At 57.1% G+C, this 16722-nt stretch carries 14 protein-coding genes; 2 read left to right on the forward strand and 12 right to left on the reverse strand.

All coding sequences use genetic code 11. From position 1 onward, the window contains the following. From GPA22_RS00960 to GPA22_RS00980, 5 genes are all read right to left on the reverse strand, one after another. Positions 1 to 4956: an AAA domain-containing protein gene (locus GPA22_RS00960; protein ID WP_169254216.1), complete on the reverse strand. Its 4956-nt coding sequence runs from the start codon at positions 4954 to 4956 to the stop codon at positions 1 to 3. Between the two features lie 198 nt (positions 4957 to 5154). Further along, on the reverse strand, positions 5155 to 5910 hold the full coding sequence (locus tag GPA22_RS00965) for a hypothetical protein (RefSeq protein WP_169254217.1): 756 nt from the start codon (positions 5908 to 5910) through the stop codon (positions 5155 to 5157). 3 nt (positions 5911 to 5913) lie between these two features. Further along, positions 5914 to 6594, reverse strand: coding sequence for a hypothetical protein (locus GPA22_RS00970; RefSeq protein ID WP_169254218.1), 681 nt, complete (start codon positions 6592 to 6594; stop codon positions 5914 to 5916). Then, on the reverse strand, positions 6591 to 7733 hold the full coding sequence (locus tag GPA22_RS00975; protein WP_169254219.1) for a hypothetical protein: 1143 nt from the start codon (positions 7731 to 7733) through the stop codon (positions 6591 to 6593). The genes GPA22_RS00970 and GPA22_RS00975 overlap by 4 nt, the downstream gene beginning before the upstream one ends. Continuing rightward, on the reverse strand, positions 7730 to 8707 hold the full coding sequence (locus GPA22_RS00980) for a PD-(D/E)XK nuclease domain-containing protein (RefSeq protein WP_169254220.1): 978 nt from the start codon (positions 8705 to 8707) through the stop codon (positions 7730 to 7732). Before GPA22_RS00980 ends, GPA22_RS00975 begins: the two co-directional genes overlap by 4 nt. Positions 8708 to 9338: 631 nt before the next feature. On the opposite strand from GPA22_RS00980, the gene GPA22_RS00985 reads away from it, so the two are divergent. Further along, positions 9339 to 10097 carry a hypothetical protein gene (locus GPA22_RS00985; RefSeq protein ID WP_169254221.1) on the forward strand — a complete coding sequence of 253 codons (759 nt, stop codon included), beginning with the start codon at positions 9339 to 9341 and terminating at the stop codon, positions 10095 to 10097. 34 nt (positions 10098 to 10131) lie between these two features. Then, complete coding sequence (locus GPA22_RS00990) at positions 10132 to 10761, forward strand: RES family NAD+ phosphorylase (protein ID WP_343035915.1); 630 nt, start codon at positions 10132 to 10134, stop codon at positions 10759 to 10761. Between the two features lie 70 nt (positions 10762 to 10831). On the opposite strand, the gene GPA22_RS00995 is transcribed toward GPA22_RS00990, so the two are convergent. The 7 genes from GPA22_RS00995 to GPA22_RS01025 all read right to left on the reverse strand — a co-directional run bounded on the left by GPA22_RS00995 (position 10832) and on the right by GPA22_RS01025 (position 16597). Continuing rightward, positions 10832 to 11245: a single-stranded DNA-binding protein gene (locus GPA22_RS00995; RefSeq protein WP_169254222.1), complete on the reverse strand. Its 414-nt coding sequence runs from the start codon at positions 11243 to 11245 to the stop codon at positions 10832 to 10834. 68 nt (positions 11246 to 11313) lie between these two features. Then, on the reverse strand, positions 11314 to 11760 hold the full coding sequence (locus tag GPA22_RS01000) for a hypothetical protein (protein ID WP_169254223.1): 447 nt from the start codon (positions 11758 to 11760) through the stop codon (positions 11314 to 11316). A gap of 17 nt (positions 11761 to 11777) precedes the next feature. Continuing rightward, complete coding sequence (locus GPA22_RS01005) at positions 11778 to 12923, reverse strand: PFL_4669 family integrating conjugative element protein (protein WP_169254224.1); 1146 nt, start codon at positions 12921 to 12923, stop codon at positions 11778 to 11780. Between the two features lie 11 nt (positions 12924 to 12934). Further along, positions 12935 to 13396 (reverse strand): hypothetical protein, encoded by a 462-nt coding sequence (locus GPA22_RS01010; protein ID WP_169254225.1) that lies wholly within the window; start codon positions 13394 to 13396, stop codon positions 12935 to 12937. A 97-nt stretch (positions 13397 to 13493) separates the two neighbouring features. Continuing rightward, on the reverse strand, positions 13494 to 14102 hold the full coding sequence (locus GPA22_RS01015; protein WP_343035916.1) for an STY4526/YPO1902 family pathogenicity island replication protein: 609 nt from the start codon (positions 14100 to 14102) through the stop codon (positions 13494 to 13496). 91 nt (positions 14103 to 14193) lie between these two features. Next, positions 14194 to 15723, reverse strand: a complete 1530-nt coding sequence (locus GPA22_RS01020; protein WP_246263975.1) for a ParB family protein — start codon at positions 15721 to 15723, stop codon at positions 14194 to 14196. Next, positions 15698 to 16597 (reverse strand): ParA family protein, encoded by a 900-nt coding sequence (locus GPA22_RS01025; protein WP_169254226.1) that lies wholly within the window; start codon positions 16595 to 16597, stop codon positions 15698 to 15700. The genes GPA22_RS01020 and GPA22_RS01025 overlap by 26 nt, the downstream gene beginning before the upstream one ends. Positions 16598 to 16722: the final 125 nt, after the last annotated feature.

Genomic DNA, 16722 nt, shown 5'->3' on the forward strand with positions numbered 1-16722 from the left:
TTAGCGGTTCTTCTTCGCGAACATGAACTTGTAGCCGGCGTCCTCGCCCATATCGCTCATGTAGGAAACAACCTGTCCGAGAGGCTTGTCCTTGTTGTGGGTCTTCCACATCTCCGCGTTGCCAATGATTAGCAGCCGATCCATCGCTCGGGACATCGCGACGTTTATTCGATTGGGTGTGCGCAGGAAACCTGGACTCTTCTGTTTGTCGGAACGCGTCAGACTCAAGATGATGATTCGGTTTTCCTTGCCCTGGTAGCTATCGACGGTGTCGATTTTCACCAATGCCTTGAACCCATCGCTCCAAATCCCTTGGTTGAACCTCTGCTTAATTAGCCGCTTTTGTTCGGCATACATGCAGATGACACCGATCAGCGCATCATCTTTGTCCTTGAGGCTGGAAAGGTCAGTCAGGAATTGACCGCTCTCTGAAATCTGCTTGAGTAGGTCGATGACCTGTTCTGCCTCGCAACGGTTGTAAATGCTGACGCCACGGTCGCTTTGGTGATTGGCATGTTCGCCAAGCGATGATGTGTCGAGCCAAGTCACGGGGGAACGAAGCTGATTCGGAGCACCCCGATAGATGTCGGGAATTGCCCGATTTCCATTGTTCAACTGGCCGTCATAGAAGGTCTGGGAAACCAGATTGCCGATGGGAGGAGCCATCCGATACTGAGTAAGCAACGTGGCGCTCGTTTGCTTCCCATATTCCGAATTGAAAGCCCGCGCAAAGTCGCTTCGCAACACTTCATCAAGCTCGGTGTGCTTGTCATTGATGCCAAGTCGGCGTGCCAGAGCGGCTTTGTGTGCGTCGGAATACAGGGGTGGCAATTGCAAATGGTCGCCGACCAGAAGGACGCGTTTCGCAGACTGCATTGCAATCGCCAGTTCACTGGATATTGAACGAGCCGCCTCATCAATGATTACGAAATCATAAATGTTGTCGTGAATACCGATATGTCCTTGCCCGATACCGACACAGGTGCCGGTAACCAGTTGCCTCGAGCGGGCGTAGAACTCGTCGCAATTGACCCTCTCCGCCGACAGGGCATCCTGGATGTCACGGGATATCCGAGCCAATGCCCGAACCCTTTTCGCTTCATTTGGACGGACGCCATACTCGGAGCAGATATTTGAAAGCAGGATGGACTTCGCTTCTGAAACCTTGCTTTCCTGTGAAAGAGCAATACCGTAGTCCAAGTGAAGTTTGGTACGGATAGTCTCATCCAGTTCGACCGCGATCGGTTTGAGGGCTTTGATATCCTCCTCGTCGCCTACGTTCTCGAAGCTGTTGAGCAGGGATTCGAGATGGTCAATCTGCTTGAACAGTTTCAACTCCGCCTCGACAACCTTGGAGATGAATTCAGCGTCGAGCCCCAGCGCATCCGATAGAGCAGCGACACGGTAGCGATATTCGGCGTTGAACAACTCGCGCTTTTCTGCGGTGATGGCATGGGAGTAGACGTCCTTCAGCCCATGCGAAACCGCCCCTTCACGGTTGCTGAACCTGACGACTTCGAGCGAAGTCCCCAACCTCCCGCAGTGCTTCCTTATCCGCTCTGCAGCCGTATTGACCGCTTCGTGAGATTGGCTGACCAGCAGGATTCTTCGCACATCCAGCTTCTCGACGAGAAAGTGGACGAAAGCAGCGATGAATTCCGTCTTCCCTGTTCCAGGCGGTCCTTGCAAAAGCGACAAAGGGCCGTAGTTCAGCAGTTTGGTAAATGCCTCACGCTGTTGCTGGTTGAGGCTAATCTTGTTTCCATGCTGGTCTTCGCGGTCGTATCTGGCGAAGTCCTCGTCAGTGACAGAAATGTTGTGTGGCGTTGCATCCTTGTTGCAGGCAGGGTCAAACAAATCGAGCAGGTCAGGCAAGACCCCTTCCCTATCAAGCAGTCTTTCAAGTGCAGCCTTCCGTTTGCGGTATGAAGCCCTGTCTTGTTTCGTCCTGAAGAAGACGGAGTCGCCATCTTTAAGACCGTAGGCTGAACTACGGACTTTCGTCAGTCGAACTTCGTTCAACGCTGATTTTTTGAGAAAGACTTCCCCGATGACTTTTTCTGCTCCATCCTGATCGATGAGAAGAGCCTCGACCTCATCCGCGCTTGCGAAAGCGCCAAGCGGATCGATGTCCGCCTCGTAAGGAAGTATCAGTTCAGAATCGGTATCCGATGGCTTAATCGAGGCACCATTCAACTCGATATTTGGACTTGATTCGGTCTCCGTGGCGAGGATTGCCCGCCAAAGTGCCTGAGTCGAAATATCGACCGAAATATCAGAGCGGCTTTCTCCCACGGAAGCTGCCGCCCTTTCGAACACATCCTTGAGTTGTTGGCTCAACTCCGATTCATCAATTTCGGGCGGAACCATCTGAAGCATCTCGATAGCACGATGAAAGGCGTCATCATCGCGAAGATGTTCAGACAAGCCTGAAAGTTGCCCCGGTCGACCTGGCTTAATACGAATTGCCGTGCTGATTTCGAATTGGCTTTCTTCTGCCACCCTGAAATGGACATCAGATCTGATTCGAGGGGGTAACCCTCCGACAAAGCACCGCTGTTCCTTGTCGTAGAAGGCGACGAATGCCCCTCCAATGCCGGAAAACGTCACTGAGTAATCGCTCTTTCCTTGCTTCGGTGCCTCTACCTTGACGTACAGATGCCCGTTGTCGGGCAATATCGTAATCTGTTCATTAGCATTGCTGAGTGTTATTTCGACAAATTGCTGTTCCTGCACTTCGACTGCGGTCGTCAGAGCCTTTTTGAACCGCCCCAAATCCCTGAAGCCGAACTCTAGATCGTTCAGTTCCGACTGAATCGCATCCGAGACTCTCGGATAGTCTTTGGACTCATCGCCCCACTCCATGCCGAGCAATTCGCATGACATCCGCAGCACAGCAAAAATATCCCGATGTTCGGAGGAGCTGCCGTCGATGTTCTCTGGGCTATACCTATGGTTCTTGGCTTCGGCAGTGTTGTGGGAAAAGTCAGGAATATCTATCAGATACACATTCCCGTCTTCCCTATCCAGCATCACGTTGGCGGGGTGAAGGTCGCCATGCGAAATCCCGAGTCCATGAAGATGTTCAACGGCATCAGTCAGCTTCTCGATAACGCCTAATTTGTCCGAGTCATCAAGTGCAGCATCAGCCCACGTCGTACCATCAACCACGTCGGTCACGAGATACATGCTGCCGGACCTTGCCGCGAGCCCGTATTCATGAATACGTGGCAGGTATGTTGGATTCACTGCTGCAAGCTTGTCCAAGCGCTTCAAAAAAGTAAGGACGCGGAAATTGCTTACCGGATCATCTCCTTTGCCACCGACATTCAACCAAGCCTTAACCAGCCTTCCCTCCGAGACATAGACCTCTTTATCATCGGTCGAAACCAGAAACTCGCCCTGGTCTGGGAATTGCCGCGTGTGGTTTATCGGGTGACGATAGGCTTCCAGTTCGGAGTCGTCGAAAGTCGGTATCGAGTCGCCCTGCGGTTCTGCACGCTTCAAGGCGTCGAAGAATGCCGATGCATCCTTGAACGTCCCTGTCACTGCTTCAAGAAGAACTCCTGCGTACCATTCGCTGCTTGAAAGCATCTCGTTCTGAATGTTCTCCAAGCTCTTCGGAGACATTCTTTGTGCAGTCAGCAGATGCCACGACACAAGCCCAAGCGCATGAACGTCCTGCTGGAATGGGGTCGTTGACGAGCCATCCAGCATCTCCTTGACTTCTACTGCCCCTACCGAAAGGTTGCTCCGATAATCGCCAACAGTTCCAATTGGTTGGTGGTAAGCGGAGATGAAATTGGAGAGAGCAATTTCCTTCGAAGGCGACAACCACAGACTATGGTCAGCAATGTCTCGGTGGGCAATCTTGATCCCATGCAGGTCAGCGAACTTCGCAATGAGCAGCTTCGTGAGGTTAAGTCGGTCGATCTGGTTAAACGACTGACCGTATTTGCCCACGAACTCGTTGAACCTCACATGCCCAGGAGGAAGCTCATAAACCTCGCTGTACTGCGATGTAACCTCATCCCTTTCGAAACTTGTCAGCGAGCGTAGGCAGTGGTTGTACAGGTCGCGATTCTGGTGGTTGATGAACAGCAACACCTCCCGCTCGCGGGATACGATTTCAGCCCTACCCCGTGGAGTAATAGCCTTGTTGCCTTGGACATTCTTGAAGTTCCAGACTCGAAGCAGAGCCTCCGTGCCTTTCGAGATTTCCGAACTTGCCAAGTATTCCTTGTAAACAAATTTCGGATGTTCGAAGACCTCCTCGACCGCCGTGTATCCACCAATTTTCAGTGCTTTCGGCGCCGTGTTGCCACTCTGGAACAATTCATCAAATATCGGAAAGTCCTGATTTAGCACCTTTGCGGCGGGATGGGGGCGGAAGTGCTTTTCAAACACCCCCTTGTCTGCAAACTTGAGAAAGTCCTTAAGGGACATCGTATGGCGAAGTTCAACCTCGGGAAGCTGACTGAAATCAGCATTCCCAGTCATCACCACGAAGTATTCAATAAACGGGGTATATCCCTTGTTTGCAAATCTCTGACTAAGCCTTTTTAGCTTGTTAGAGAGGGTGTATTGCTTGCTTCTCGTGACGCTAACAGGCGACCGACCCATGTTCTTGTCGCCCTTGAACCAAATGTCTCCATTTGCCGTGATGGGAGCATGGTTCCAGTCCTTCAACTCCACGATGATGACATTGCAGTGGGTCACGATCACCAGATCAAACTCTCCCTCCTTGCCCTTCGAATCGACGAACCTGAATCCTGCATACCCTTTCCAAGGGAACATGCCGTTGCGCCCGAGCTTGTTTTGAAGCTGATCCCGAATAGACCCGCCTCTTGCTTGGGACTTGCCATCAGATTGAGCATCAGAGAACGCCGCCCCGATTTTTTTGATTGCTTCAATCTCTTGTTCTTGAAGGCCGCCGTCCCAAATTTCGATGTCCAAGATGCTTCCTTTTGTCCCGTTACCGAATTGATCGATCTACCTGATGGATCTTACATGCCAAATGGTTGCATCATCTGCACCCATTCACCTAGGCCGTACTCAACCTCGCGACCCGCACTGGTCAGCCAGGTCTACAGTTCAGATCCCAACCCGAGCGCATTTCTCTTGGGGAGTTAAGCGGATGGCCAACCGCACGCCTTAAAGGAAATGCAGCAAGAGCCTGCCTATAGAATTAGTCATATCTCGCGCGAAAGTGGCAAGCCATCGGTGAGAGTCTTCGCCAAAGTGGGACTCACTAAAGCCGTTGCGTGAGTTCGCAACGGCATTTGTCAGTGTAGGAATGGCATTGATGATCTGCTCTGGGTAAGGGCCTCGCGCCTTGAGTTTCTCGCTGATGTCGTCCTTCACCACCTTGCAAAGCTGGATGAGGTCTGTGAGGTTGGCCTTGTCGGGGACATGCCGGCGCACGTATGCCTTGTAAAGACCCTCCAAGCAAGTGTAGGCCAAGGTCGTCGCGCGGTTGAACTGCTGGGCATCAACCGCGTGGTCGATGTCGCTGAGGCTGTTGTTGAGTTTCTCGGAGTTCCAGAGATCCTGTGGAACGACGGTCGTCGGAACGGCCTTGCCTCCACCAAAAACGATGGCTCTGATGGCCTCAACCTCTTCCTTGGCATGCGGCTCAAGCTCTTCAATAAAGAGGCGGAAGAGCTGAAGCCGTTGTTGCTCCTCCAAGCCCTGGATGACATCCCAGTAGAAGGACTTTCTAGATGTACTCTTGCCTTGGCTCTGCCTGAGTGGAATCAACTGCTCGTAATTGGGAGAACCGGGGTCAATCTGCTGAACCATCCGGAGGAAGCTCGGCCCGCTGTAGTAGGTCGGGGTGCCGCGCCTGTCCAAGAGGATGAAGAGGCGGTTGAATGCCGCGATCCAATTGATGGAAGAGCCTGGCTGCATGCTCTAGCTCTTGCCGTTGGGGAAGGACTGGCGAAGCAGGGGAAGAAGGTCGGATGTATGGTCAGTCGGGATCTTGGCCGTGCCGTTGTTGGCTAGGTGAATAGACATGATCTTGCCTGAAGCAGTGAGCTTGACCTGAACCTTCTCTAGGATGTACCGCTTGCCTCCTACGATATAGTCAATGGCCTCGCGCACATCCCTATTGCCCTTCAGAAAAATCTTTCCCGTGATGCCTTCCTCAACTTCAACACCAGAGAGTTGGAGGGAGTCCACCAAGATCTTCTGCCCGAGGATATCCTGAAAAGAAGCGACCCAGTCGTAAAGGTTGACGGTAAGGGGGGAGACAACCAAGTTGAAATTGCAGGCTTGAAGCAGGCGATTCACGAACTCCTTGACGCTTCGTTGGCCGTTCGTCACTTCGATGTGGGGGAACTGGGCAAACAAGGTGAAGTCTGTTGAACGGTAGCCAGTTCGTTCAATCACCTCTTCCTTTCCGAAAGGATCCGCATTGACTTCCTCGTAGATGAACTTCTCGATAAACCGCGCTTCGATGAAGTCATCTCGTACACGCTCGACAACGAAGCCATCCATGCTCTCTTCGGAGAAGGGCATGTCCTTGAGCGTATTCCCAATGGTTCGTATCGAGGAAGGCCACTGTGCATTGAGCCATCTGACCCTGTTCATGCTGGCGCCCCCTGGGCTTGACCCTCCTTCGCCTCGGCTTCGACTTGTGCTTTCTTGCGAAGCTCCTTAATGGTGTTCGCCGCGGTTTCTTCGATAATGCTCAAATAGTTCTCTTTTCTTTCTGCCTCCACTGGTCGAATGGTCTTCGTATATTGCTTATCAACCATGTTGTAGGCCCCCCGAACGAAGTACTTGAAGCCCTTCCCCTGCAACGGTTCTTCGAAGGCTGCTTCAAACTCGACCATCGGGTGGGGGGGCGTCGCCAGCATCGAACGCCAGATGATGGATGTGATGAAGAAGCCTTTCTTCTTCAGGCTCTGGTACTCCTCTGAGGCAAGCAATGTCTCCCCTCTGAGTGCAACGTTCTTCACCAGTGCCAGCGCCTCGTGCTTGGCTTCCTCGGTATCTTGGTCTTCATCAAGGTCAAGTTCACCTTCTTCTGGCTCCTGCTTCAATCGTTCCACCTTGACACTGGTGACATTCTTCAGCGAGAAGCCCTTGAGCTTGCTGATGAGGGTCGTGAAGAACTCAGTACGTAAGGCAGGAGATTCGAACTCACCAATTTCGATGCGGATGGTTGGGATCTCCTTCTTCCGCTTAATGTCGAGCTTATCCTTCAGTTTGCCAAAGACCTCTTTGGTTCGGGCGTTGGCTGGCATGCGGATGGTCGTTTTGTCCTTCTCGATGTGGAACTCAATCGCGGCTTCTTTGGGAGTGCGCTGGACAAGGCGCGTCTTGCCATAGTCGATCTCCGAATACTTCACGTTAGCTACGACCTGGTCGCTGCCCTTGGAGTGGTGGGTCACTCGTTCATCCGCAGGCGACTCAGCGGTGTAGTCCTTCAGTACCTCCTTGATCTCTTCCATTGTTAGGGCTTCAGGAAGAATGACCGATGTCAGCTTCTCCTGCCGTCCAGAGTGCTCCCGCTGTTCAAGTAGCGTGTTAAGGTCGTGGAAGTCGTGAGGGAGAAGCGAGATGGCGCTGATAAGGTCTTCTCGGCTGTCCTTGGCTGAGTAGAAGATGCCTCTATCCTTCGCTATTTCCAGAAGAACCTTCTCGCTGATTTTCTGTTTGGCCGACATCAAGGCATCGAAGATTTCCTTGTCGGTCGCGCAGTATTGGAGTGTGTTCTTGATCATTGCCGTGACAACTCCAACTCACAGAAGCTGGTGCGAACATGCTCCAGCTTACCCAAGTCAATACCGTCAAGGATCTGCTTGATTTCCTCACCGCCTTGGTAATCGGAAATGTACTGATCCTTCGCCTTCGCGAAGTTGGCGGAAGAATTCGGGTGAGGGTCAAGCAGTCGGATGGTCACTTCGGCTTCTCCTGTGATTATCTGATAATGCATCAGATATTCGATCAGGTAGAGAAATTCATTCACGGTGTGGCCTCGCTTTCTCATGAAGATCACAAAGCCCTTCTTGTTGCTCTTCTTTGGGTGCACATATGAAAGAATGATCCAGGGGGCAGTGAGCATCTCCAAGGTTGCCGCCTTCGCGTGCTCAAGCTGCACGTTCTTCTTTCGCACCAAGTGAGGATAGAAGAACTTGCAATGATCTCGCTCGGGAAGCACTCCGGCCCCTCCGCGAAGATGAATGATTTCGTGGTGAACGTTATTCAACCAGAAGATCTCTTCAGGTCCAAAAACAACAATTTTGGAACCTTTTGGAAGCTCCAAGTCGTTGCTATTCACCTTATCGAGAATCTTGGAGAAGTCCTTGTCGTACTCTCCATCATGGTTGTAAACAAATAGCATTCCATGAACGTTGGGCGAAACATTCGGATGGACGAACTTGTCGCTGAACTCTTGACTAATTTCTGCGCAACTCAGGGTCTTGGCAAGGCTCTCGATTGCCTCTCGGATGGCGCCGGCAGTGATTGAGCCTTGAGCGTAGCTTTTGAGATCGCAGTTCAAGTATGTTCGTGACTGTGAATAGGGCTCGTCATACCAAAAGACAACATCAGAAGGATGAGTCTTTACCTCATGCTTCCCTCGGTTCTCGCACGGCCAATTTAGATTTGTGTGCTCCATGCGTCCCCAAAGAAACTCTTGGAAGATTCCCTTGGAGAGCTTTTCAGCCATTTTTGCAATGTTAATTGTTTCAGCCATAGATCCCCTGATTTCGAAGCTTCGGCTCGAGGCTGACCACGACCTTCATGAAGGCCTGGTGAAAGCGGCCTAGTTTAGTAACTCCCCCGACATGACAGTCTGGCACGTTCTGATACGGGCTAATTTTATGCGATTGGAGAGATGCCGGCGAGGTTCTCTTGGTGTGTGATTGAAGGAGGAAGCAAGATCAGAGGCATCTCGCTGAGAGCCGGAGAACACCGTGGCAGCTGGGCGCGAGTCCGGTCAATGACGGCTCCCGCCAAACTCCTACCCGGGGGAAGTCGCTATGAATGCCCGATCTGGACTGTTTTCCGCCGTTGAACTCGGACAGGCACGGACGGGTGCAATCGCCGGCTAGACTAGAGTCGTGCGGCCGGTTACTCATGCCGGCTGTCGGGCGCAGGTCCGATCAATGGCCGGTTAGGCCAAGAATTTGCCGTTCACCGGCCCGCGCACCACCCCCGTGAACAGCTTTCGCCTGCTCTCTGCTCCGGCACCCGTGTAGCCCCTTGCCCCTGATCCGCGCAACTGATGCCCGCTTGCACCGGGCGCACGGCCAGCACCCTCCCGGCAATAATGATATCCGTGACACTTACACCTATAATGGAGATCATTTCAGAGGAAACGGGCAATGGAGAAACTTCTTTCTGCTGCCAAGCTGCGCAGGCGACAGGCGGCGGCCACGGCATTGCGAGGCATGGGGGCTCGCGCAGCCGGAGGCTACAAACCCCTGCGCCCACGGACGAAGATCACCCGCCCCGCTCCACTTGCTAACGAGGTCGATGAATTTCTCGGTCAGCTCGAAAGCAGGGTCGAGGAGGTCGTGGCGCACGCCGCTGCCGAGCTCGAGTCACGCATGACCGAAATTTTGACGGCATGGACCGATCGTCTGCCCGGGGGCGATCTCCGCGGCGGAGCCCGTGATCCGGACGTGGGGCAGGCGATCGATGCCCGCATGCGCGACCTGGTCGATGCCAGTCCGACCCTTGAACATCATCGCGATGCGAACGCCCGGCTCCGCGCCGAGTTCATGGTCCGCTCCCCTGGCTGGACGGCCGCGGAGGTGGCCGAGTTCGCCCAGTCGCGGGCGCGCAACCGCAATGCTTTGGCATCCCGCTGGGCTGGCGAGAAACGGATTTTCGGCATGCTGAGCGATCGGATCACGCTGTTTCCGTCCTTCCAGTTCAACTCCGATACACGCCAGCCCTACCCCGAGGTACGGGACGTCATCAGCGCCCTCGAATCGGACTACGAGGGCTGGTCACTGGCGATCTGGTTCATCACGCCCAACGACTGGCTCGAGGGCCGGGCACCGCTGGACTGCTGGTCCGCCGACCGCGCCTCGGTCGTGGTGGCGGCGCAGAGCGAGCAGGCGACGTTCCGTGACTGAACGGCAGACGGCGTGGGTGCCGGAGCCACCAACCGTGGGCGAGGTCGAGCGGCTCGCGCTGCAACGGGAAACCTGGACAACCGACGCGCTCATTCACCGCATCCATCGCACGGACGTGTCGCCCGAGCGCTTCAATCCGGGGGACGGGCGCGGGCGCTTCCACCCCCTCGTCACGCAGTCGGCCCCGGCGCGCGCGATCCCGACGTTCTATGGCGGCAGCTCGCTCATCGGGGCACTGTGCGAAACGCTGTTTCGGCTCGAACCGGCCAATCATCGCGGGCCGTTTCCGGTACCCAAGAAGCGCGCCCTCCAGTTCGCCCACGCAACGCTTCGGCCGACCCGCAGCTTGAATCTGCTCGCGCTCAAAGGCGACAACCTGCGTGCCTTGGGACTGATGCGCTCGCAGCTTCTCGAGCCGGGACCGGCGCACTATGACCGCACCGCCTCCTGGGCCTCGATCCTCCATGCAGCCTGCCCCAATGCCGACGGTCTGATCTGGCGATCGCGCCAGCATGACGAAAGCGAATGCCTGGTTCTCTTCGGCGACCGCGTCGGTGAGGCGGAGCTGGTCGTCACCGAGCGGATGAGCTTCGAACCGCCGCACGGGTGGCAGACACTTCTCGCCGCGGCCACACAGGCGGGCTTCGCTATCACCGAGAGCTGAAATGCGTTATCGCGATGTCGGTCGTGACTGGCCGGCCTCAGCGAGAACGGGATGAGACGGTGGCGATGGCTTATGTGGCGTCGGCAGCCTCGCTCATGGACCCCGCGAGCTCGCGCTTGGGTTTGTACTCGACGCGCGCGACCCGACCCAAGCACATGGTGACTTCGTCGGCGGTCACCTGGAAGCCGGGCACCTTGTCGGGGGCGCCCTCCGGCGAGTACATAAACTGCTTGAGGACGCCTTCGACCTGGACGCGCGCACCTCGCCGCAGCACGCGCGCGGCGTCCTCGCCGCGCTGGCCCCACAGCGACACGCTCATCCAGAATCCGCCGACCTGCTGATACTCGCCGTTGGCCTGGTCGTAGGCGTAGTCGTCGAAGAACACGCGCATCTCGGCGACGACCTCATCGACCCCGTTGATGGGGACGTGCTTGAGGATCGGCGTATCGCCGAGATTGCCTTTCCCGCGAAATACGTTCGGCATGTTGCACTCCTGGGCGTCGAGGTAGGACACGACGGCGGCCGACGCCGATGCTGCCGCCGTGCGAAATACTACGGATCGCACTGCCGCGCATGCTTCAGGGCGAGGCGCGCCTCAATTTCACGCCGGTTGAGCTCGAGGGCACGCCGGTGTGTGCGCTCGTACCACTCGCGAAGCGTGCCCGGAAGCTGCACGAAATACGCGTCGATCTTGTCCCATGGAATATGGCCGGCATGGGGTCCGGCACCTGCCGCACGCCAGCGCAGGTGAACCTGACCGGTGGCCTTGCGCCGATGCAGAGACAAATAGAAGGTGCGTCCCCGCACGCGCCGAGTCAGCCTCGACAGGTCATCTTGCGCGCGGTGAATCCTGTCAACCCTCGCGGCGGCCTGCCGCAGCTCGGTCGGTGTCCCGCCCCTACCCGTAAAGGCCTTTGCGTCACGCTCCTGTTGACGTGCCGACGCGTTGTTGCACGTGCTGGTGCTTGCCGCACGATCCGGAGTATTGAATTGCGCCATGTCCTCACTACTCGCGATCAGTCGACCAGGCCCTCATCAGTTGGCTCATCGACAGCTGTACCACTTTCCTGATCAATTGCCGCAAGCTCCTTCGCCACGCGCTCGAGCATCACCTTCTCGGTATCCGAGATTGAGACACGGCGCTGGGAATGACGTGAAACTTGCCGGCCGGCATAGATGCCGGGCGGCACAGTGCCAAGAATGCCGGTGACGGCTGCGACACGTCGCTGGGCATTGGTGTCGGCCCCCGGCAAGAAGTCGGTGCGGCTGAGCGGCAGCAATTCGGGTTTGGTGAGCCACGTCTCGAACCGGATGAACTCCTCGAAAGCTGCGCGCATCGGGCGGGTGAACTGCCGGATCGCATCGTGCTCCTGTTTGTCGGAGAAGATGGCTTTGCGTCCGAGCGTCTTGACGACCCGGACGTAGTAATCGAACTCGACGATCAACTCGGCAATCGCATAGCCGTAGGGGCTGCGGAACCCGAGTTCCAGCACCTTCGGTTCGCGCGATTTGAGAATCGCAAAGCCGAGACCTTTGTCCGCCTTCTTCTTGATTTCAGCGTCGAAGGTCCGGGTTTGGTGATCCAGTCCCCGTCGCAGTTCAGGGATGCGGTTATCGGCCCGCAAGAGTGCCCAGTCGGCATAAGGGTTATTGTTGCGGGTCAGCGTCCAGAGTGCCTTGAGGCTGGATGCGACCCGCTTGCCCCCGGGGATGGCGTTGTACTTTCCCGCGGGGTCCCGCCGGCGCCCCATGAACATTCGAAACCCCTCCTTCGTGTGCAGCGTCATCGTGTCGATACCGTCGTCGACCAGCCCCCCGAGGTCGCGGAGCTGGTTGGCAACGCTTGCCTCGACGACATGGTCTGCCCCATTGGTGACCCGGTAATCCGCCTCCATCTGCTTCAGCTTGTCGCAGCGCTGAAGGTAGAGCTCATAACGCGGCCACCGCGGATCCGTCGGATCGGGATCCTCCGACTCGATCAGGTCGAGCAGTCTCGCGCGCTCCTTCGCGATGCTGTACCGATCGTCAAACGGCGAAGAGTCATCGGTCTCGAAGGGAATCGATGTGCCACCGGGAAAGATCGGGTCCATGAGGCCAGGTTGGTTTGATGGGAGCGCTGAGGAGCGGACCAGCGGGGGAATAATCGAATTGGGCGCAGCCATGAGACGTTCCCTCACGTAATGCGGGTTGAATTGGCCGCTCCTGCGTCCGGGACGTCGTGGAGGCGGGAGAGCGCAGGAATCGGCGTGAAGCCGGGGATGAACTCGGCGTCCGGAAGCGGGCGGCGCAACAACTGGCGCAGTGCCGGCACATTCACCTGGTATGCGGCCGTTGCACGTGGAATCTTCTTGCTGCTGACCAGGCAACTCTGTTCGAGACGCTGCAGGGCGCGCTGAACCACTTGATGACCGAGCTGGGTGCATGCGGACAACGTACGGCTTGAGATGCGCACCGATGTCCGATCGGCCGAGCGCCAGAGCAGCGCCAGCAGAACCGCTGTGGCGGGATAGTCGCCGTACAAACGCACGAGGAGGTCGAGGGTGATCTGTTGCTCGGCTGTCGCACGCGCAGGCCTTTGATCTGGACCTGATGAATCCAGCGGCAAAGGCCTTTTCGCTGGCTCGATTGAATCCACCGGAAATGCATTTACTACTGAGTCGATTGAATCCAGGTGATCCGTTTGCGTGGAGAACCGATCAGCATCCGCAAGGGGCGTCTCCGAGGCAGGCGATTCAAGCGGTCTCGCAGTCGTCGAATTCGTGCACGACATACCAGAGCGTCGCAATCGAAAGATCGGGAAAGACATAATGCAGCTCCACGTACTGCCGCTGCGGCGGGTAGCTGCTGCAGATCCGCGGCCAGGCCTGCTGCACGGCCTCTCGGACCTCCGGTTTCGGAAGAGGAGGACGACCTCGCGCCTGGGGCTCCGGACACAGCAAGGCGCGCTGCTCGCGGATCTGCTCCATCGTCATCTTGAACAGATGCACCAGCAGTTGAGGATGAGCGCCATGTTGAACGTGGTACTCCATCAGTTGCCGAGATTCCGTCATCGCTTCGTGCCGTCGATAGGCGGCCTCGAGGGTTGCCGGCGCGAAGTGAACGGACACGTCGAGCTGGGACATGCCGGCGATCGCGTTGAGATCCCTCACCGAGGCCGTGCGTAGCGTATCCAGGAGGTCCGGACTCAGGCCCGCATCCAGCAGTGTCTCGACCTCACCCATGTCAAGTAGATGGATGAGGTGGGACAGCAGTGCAACCCGCAGTTGTTCACTCTTTATCGGGATCATCCCGCTACCCCAATTTCTGTTGAGCCACCGGATATTGCTTTGAGCCGTGCTCACGACCAACTCGCCTCAGCGACCATTTGCCTTGCTTGCCAACGTGCTTCCGGTACGGTGGGGCTCGTGCCGAAAGCGGACGTCTGGGAGCCGCTCACAGTCGCTCGGGCGAGTCGTATTCCCGGAACTCATGGTGGTAGGTATCCATCAACGTTCGCATCAGAGGCCAATATGCCGGCTGCAGTAGCAACGAAACAATGTGCCGTGCATCGGCGTCGGCCGCATCACTGCCACCCGACAGGCTAACCAGCAGCCGGTGCGCTGCTTGCCGTGTCCGCCTTTCCGGCTCGCTAATCGACTGCTCGCTATCTGCAAGCGGCTCCATGCAGAAGCCGTGCGCCTGAGCGCTATCCCAACGTACGCATGAGGAAATCTGGAACGGGGCGGCGAAACCGTTCAGCGCCGCGGCAAAGGTAGGCGTCTCGGCCGGTCCGCTGTCGGTGCGATCCCTTCCCGTTCGTTTCCGCTTCGGCGCCGATTGGTGCTGCGGCGGAAGCGCGATGTGGTCGCCGATCCGTGGTGCACTCCCCGAATCGAAGTGATCGGGCATCATGCGATCAACCGAGAACGGCCCCTCGGCCGGCGGGTCGCCGGCAAGCCGGGCACGAATTTCGGCCGACGAGAGTTGCTTCTCCGATCCCATCGCGGCGAGCAGTGTCTGCTCGACCACCGAAATATGACAGTTCGCCTGTCGGGCGAACTGGGCATTCATTTGCGACAGGATCCTCTCCACTTCCGCGGCAGTAAGCCGCGGCGGATCATCTTGCTCTCGGACGGCGTTGATTGCGGTCGCCGCATCGGCCGCCAGTTGCTGGAACTCGGTCATGCGAACGTAGGGATCCAGATTGAGGGCCTCGGCAAGCTTCTCCAGGTGGCCAAAGCGGCTGCGAATCGCGCCTGCGCTCTCATGCGTAAGGTGCGGGCCGAAGGGCGCCAACTGGTCGACGGCAAACAGGTAGTTGGTGGCGGTAACTGCGTGCAGTTTCAAACCGCACTTGTTGGCGTGCTCTGAAAGGGCACGGAGACTCAGGGGTCCTCCGAGATCCGACTCCAGCTCGGACTTGAGGAGCGCCACGCCGCGGGCCTTTTCCCAGAACGTGGTGTCGCCCCGAAGCTCGTTTTCGATCAGATGGGCGGCGATGACGTCACTCTCACTGACCCACGGACGGACGACAACGCGAATCCATTCGTACCTGGGGTCCTTCGTCTCGTGCCAGAGCTCCTGAACGATCTGCAGACGGGTGTTGCCGCCCATGTAGCACATGTGCCGATCGGACCCTGGTCTGCGAGTGACGGATAGCGCTTCGCCGAGTCCGCCGCGCGCTTCGATCGAGGCCCGGATCTCGGCGAAGCGCGGGTTGGTCTTCACTCGAGGATTGCGGTCATAGCAATCGATCTCGCTACACCGCAGCATCATCCAGCCGTCAACGTCCTGACTGGCCTTGATACTGGCGGCTGAATCGTCGGGACTTCTCACTGCGAGGCTGTGAGCTGCGAGAAGCGCCCGCCTCTCGACAGTATTTGATCCGCCTGACGGAGCCGGCCGAAGTTTTCCTTGCTTTTCCATTTGCTGCGCCAGATCTTTGATGGAGATCGTTTCAGGCAGTCGTGTCTTGGAATGCATCGGCCACCTCCGCGCTTGAACCGGTCGATGTCCCGCCGGCATAGTTCCCCTCCAGGCTGGGAATCAGTTCCCACAGGAGCGTGTGCATCGTGTCGCACGCCTTGCCAGGATCAATCCAGTGAACCGGGAGTTGAGCGGTCGCCGCGTTCTTGTAGGCCACCGCATGCGGGACGACGGTGTTCAGGACACTGACTCGGCATTGCAGCTTTCGATACTCTTCGCGAATGGCTCTGGCGATCTCGCGCGAGTCGCGGGTGTTTTCCTGCCGGTAGATCATCGCCTGCATCGGCGGAATGGAAAATCCGAAGGAACGCGCGGTTTCGACGCGATTCAGCAACTTCTGCGTGCCGTCGAGAAATTCCCGCGCGGAAAGGATGTCGGGCGATACGGGTGACAAAAGGATATCGGCAGCCAGTACGGCGGCATCCTGGAGATGGCCGACCGCGCCCTGCGTGTCGATGAGCACGACGTCGTAGTTCTCCGACAGCAGCGGACTGCGTAGCGCGAGCTTGATGCGAAGCGCGCTATCCATGCGAGGCGCCAACCAGTCCTGTAGCGACCCTTCGGGCGCGTCGGAGACGACGAGGTCAAGGCAACCGCCAGGATTGAGTCGCTGCCCGCGTGGAAGCATGGGGGCAAGAGCAAGATCGATGGTCGAGATGCAATCGTCCGTGAGTGCCCCCTGCTTGATCATTTGCGTCAGCCCATGGGGCGCCAAGCGCCCGATCGGGAAATACCGGCTGAGACTGGGCTGGACGTCGGCGTCGATCAGCAGCACGCGCATGCCCAGGTCCGCCAGGAGCGCGCCGAGATTGGCATTCACGGTTGTCTTGCCGACACCGCCCTTCGTCGATACGACGCTGTAGACGATCATCGAACCCTCCGTTCTAAACAGCAGAAACGGTGGCGATTCTCAAAGGGACGGAGAGCGATGGGAAAAGCAGAAGTGCCGTCGGGCGAAGCCCCAGCACCAGCTCACGGTGTGATGAGCTGTGTCCC

It is taken from the genome of Aromatoleum toluvorans, assembly GCF_012910905.1.
In the GTDB taxonomy this organism is placed as follows: domain Bacteria; phylum Pseudomonadota; class Gammaproteobacteria; order Burkholderiales; family Rhodocyclaceae; genus Aromatoleum; species Aromatoleum toluvorans.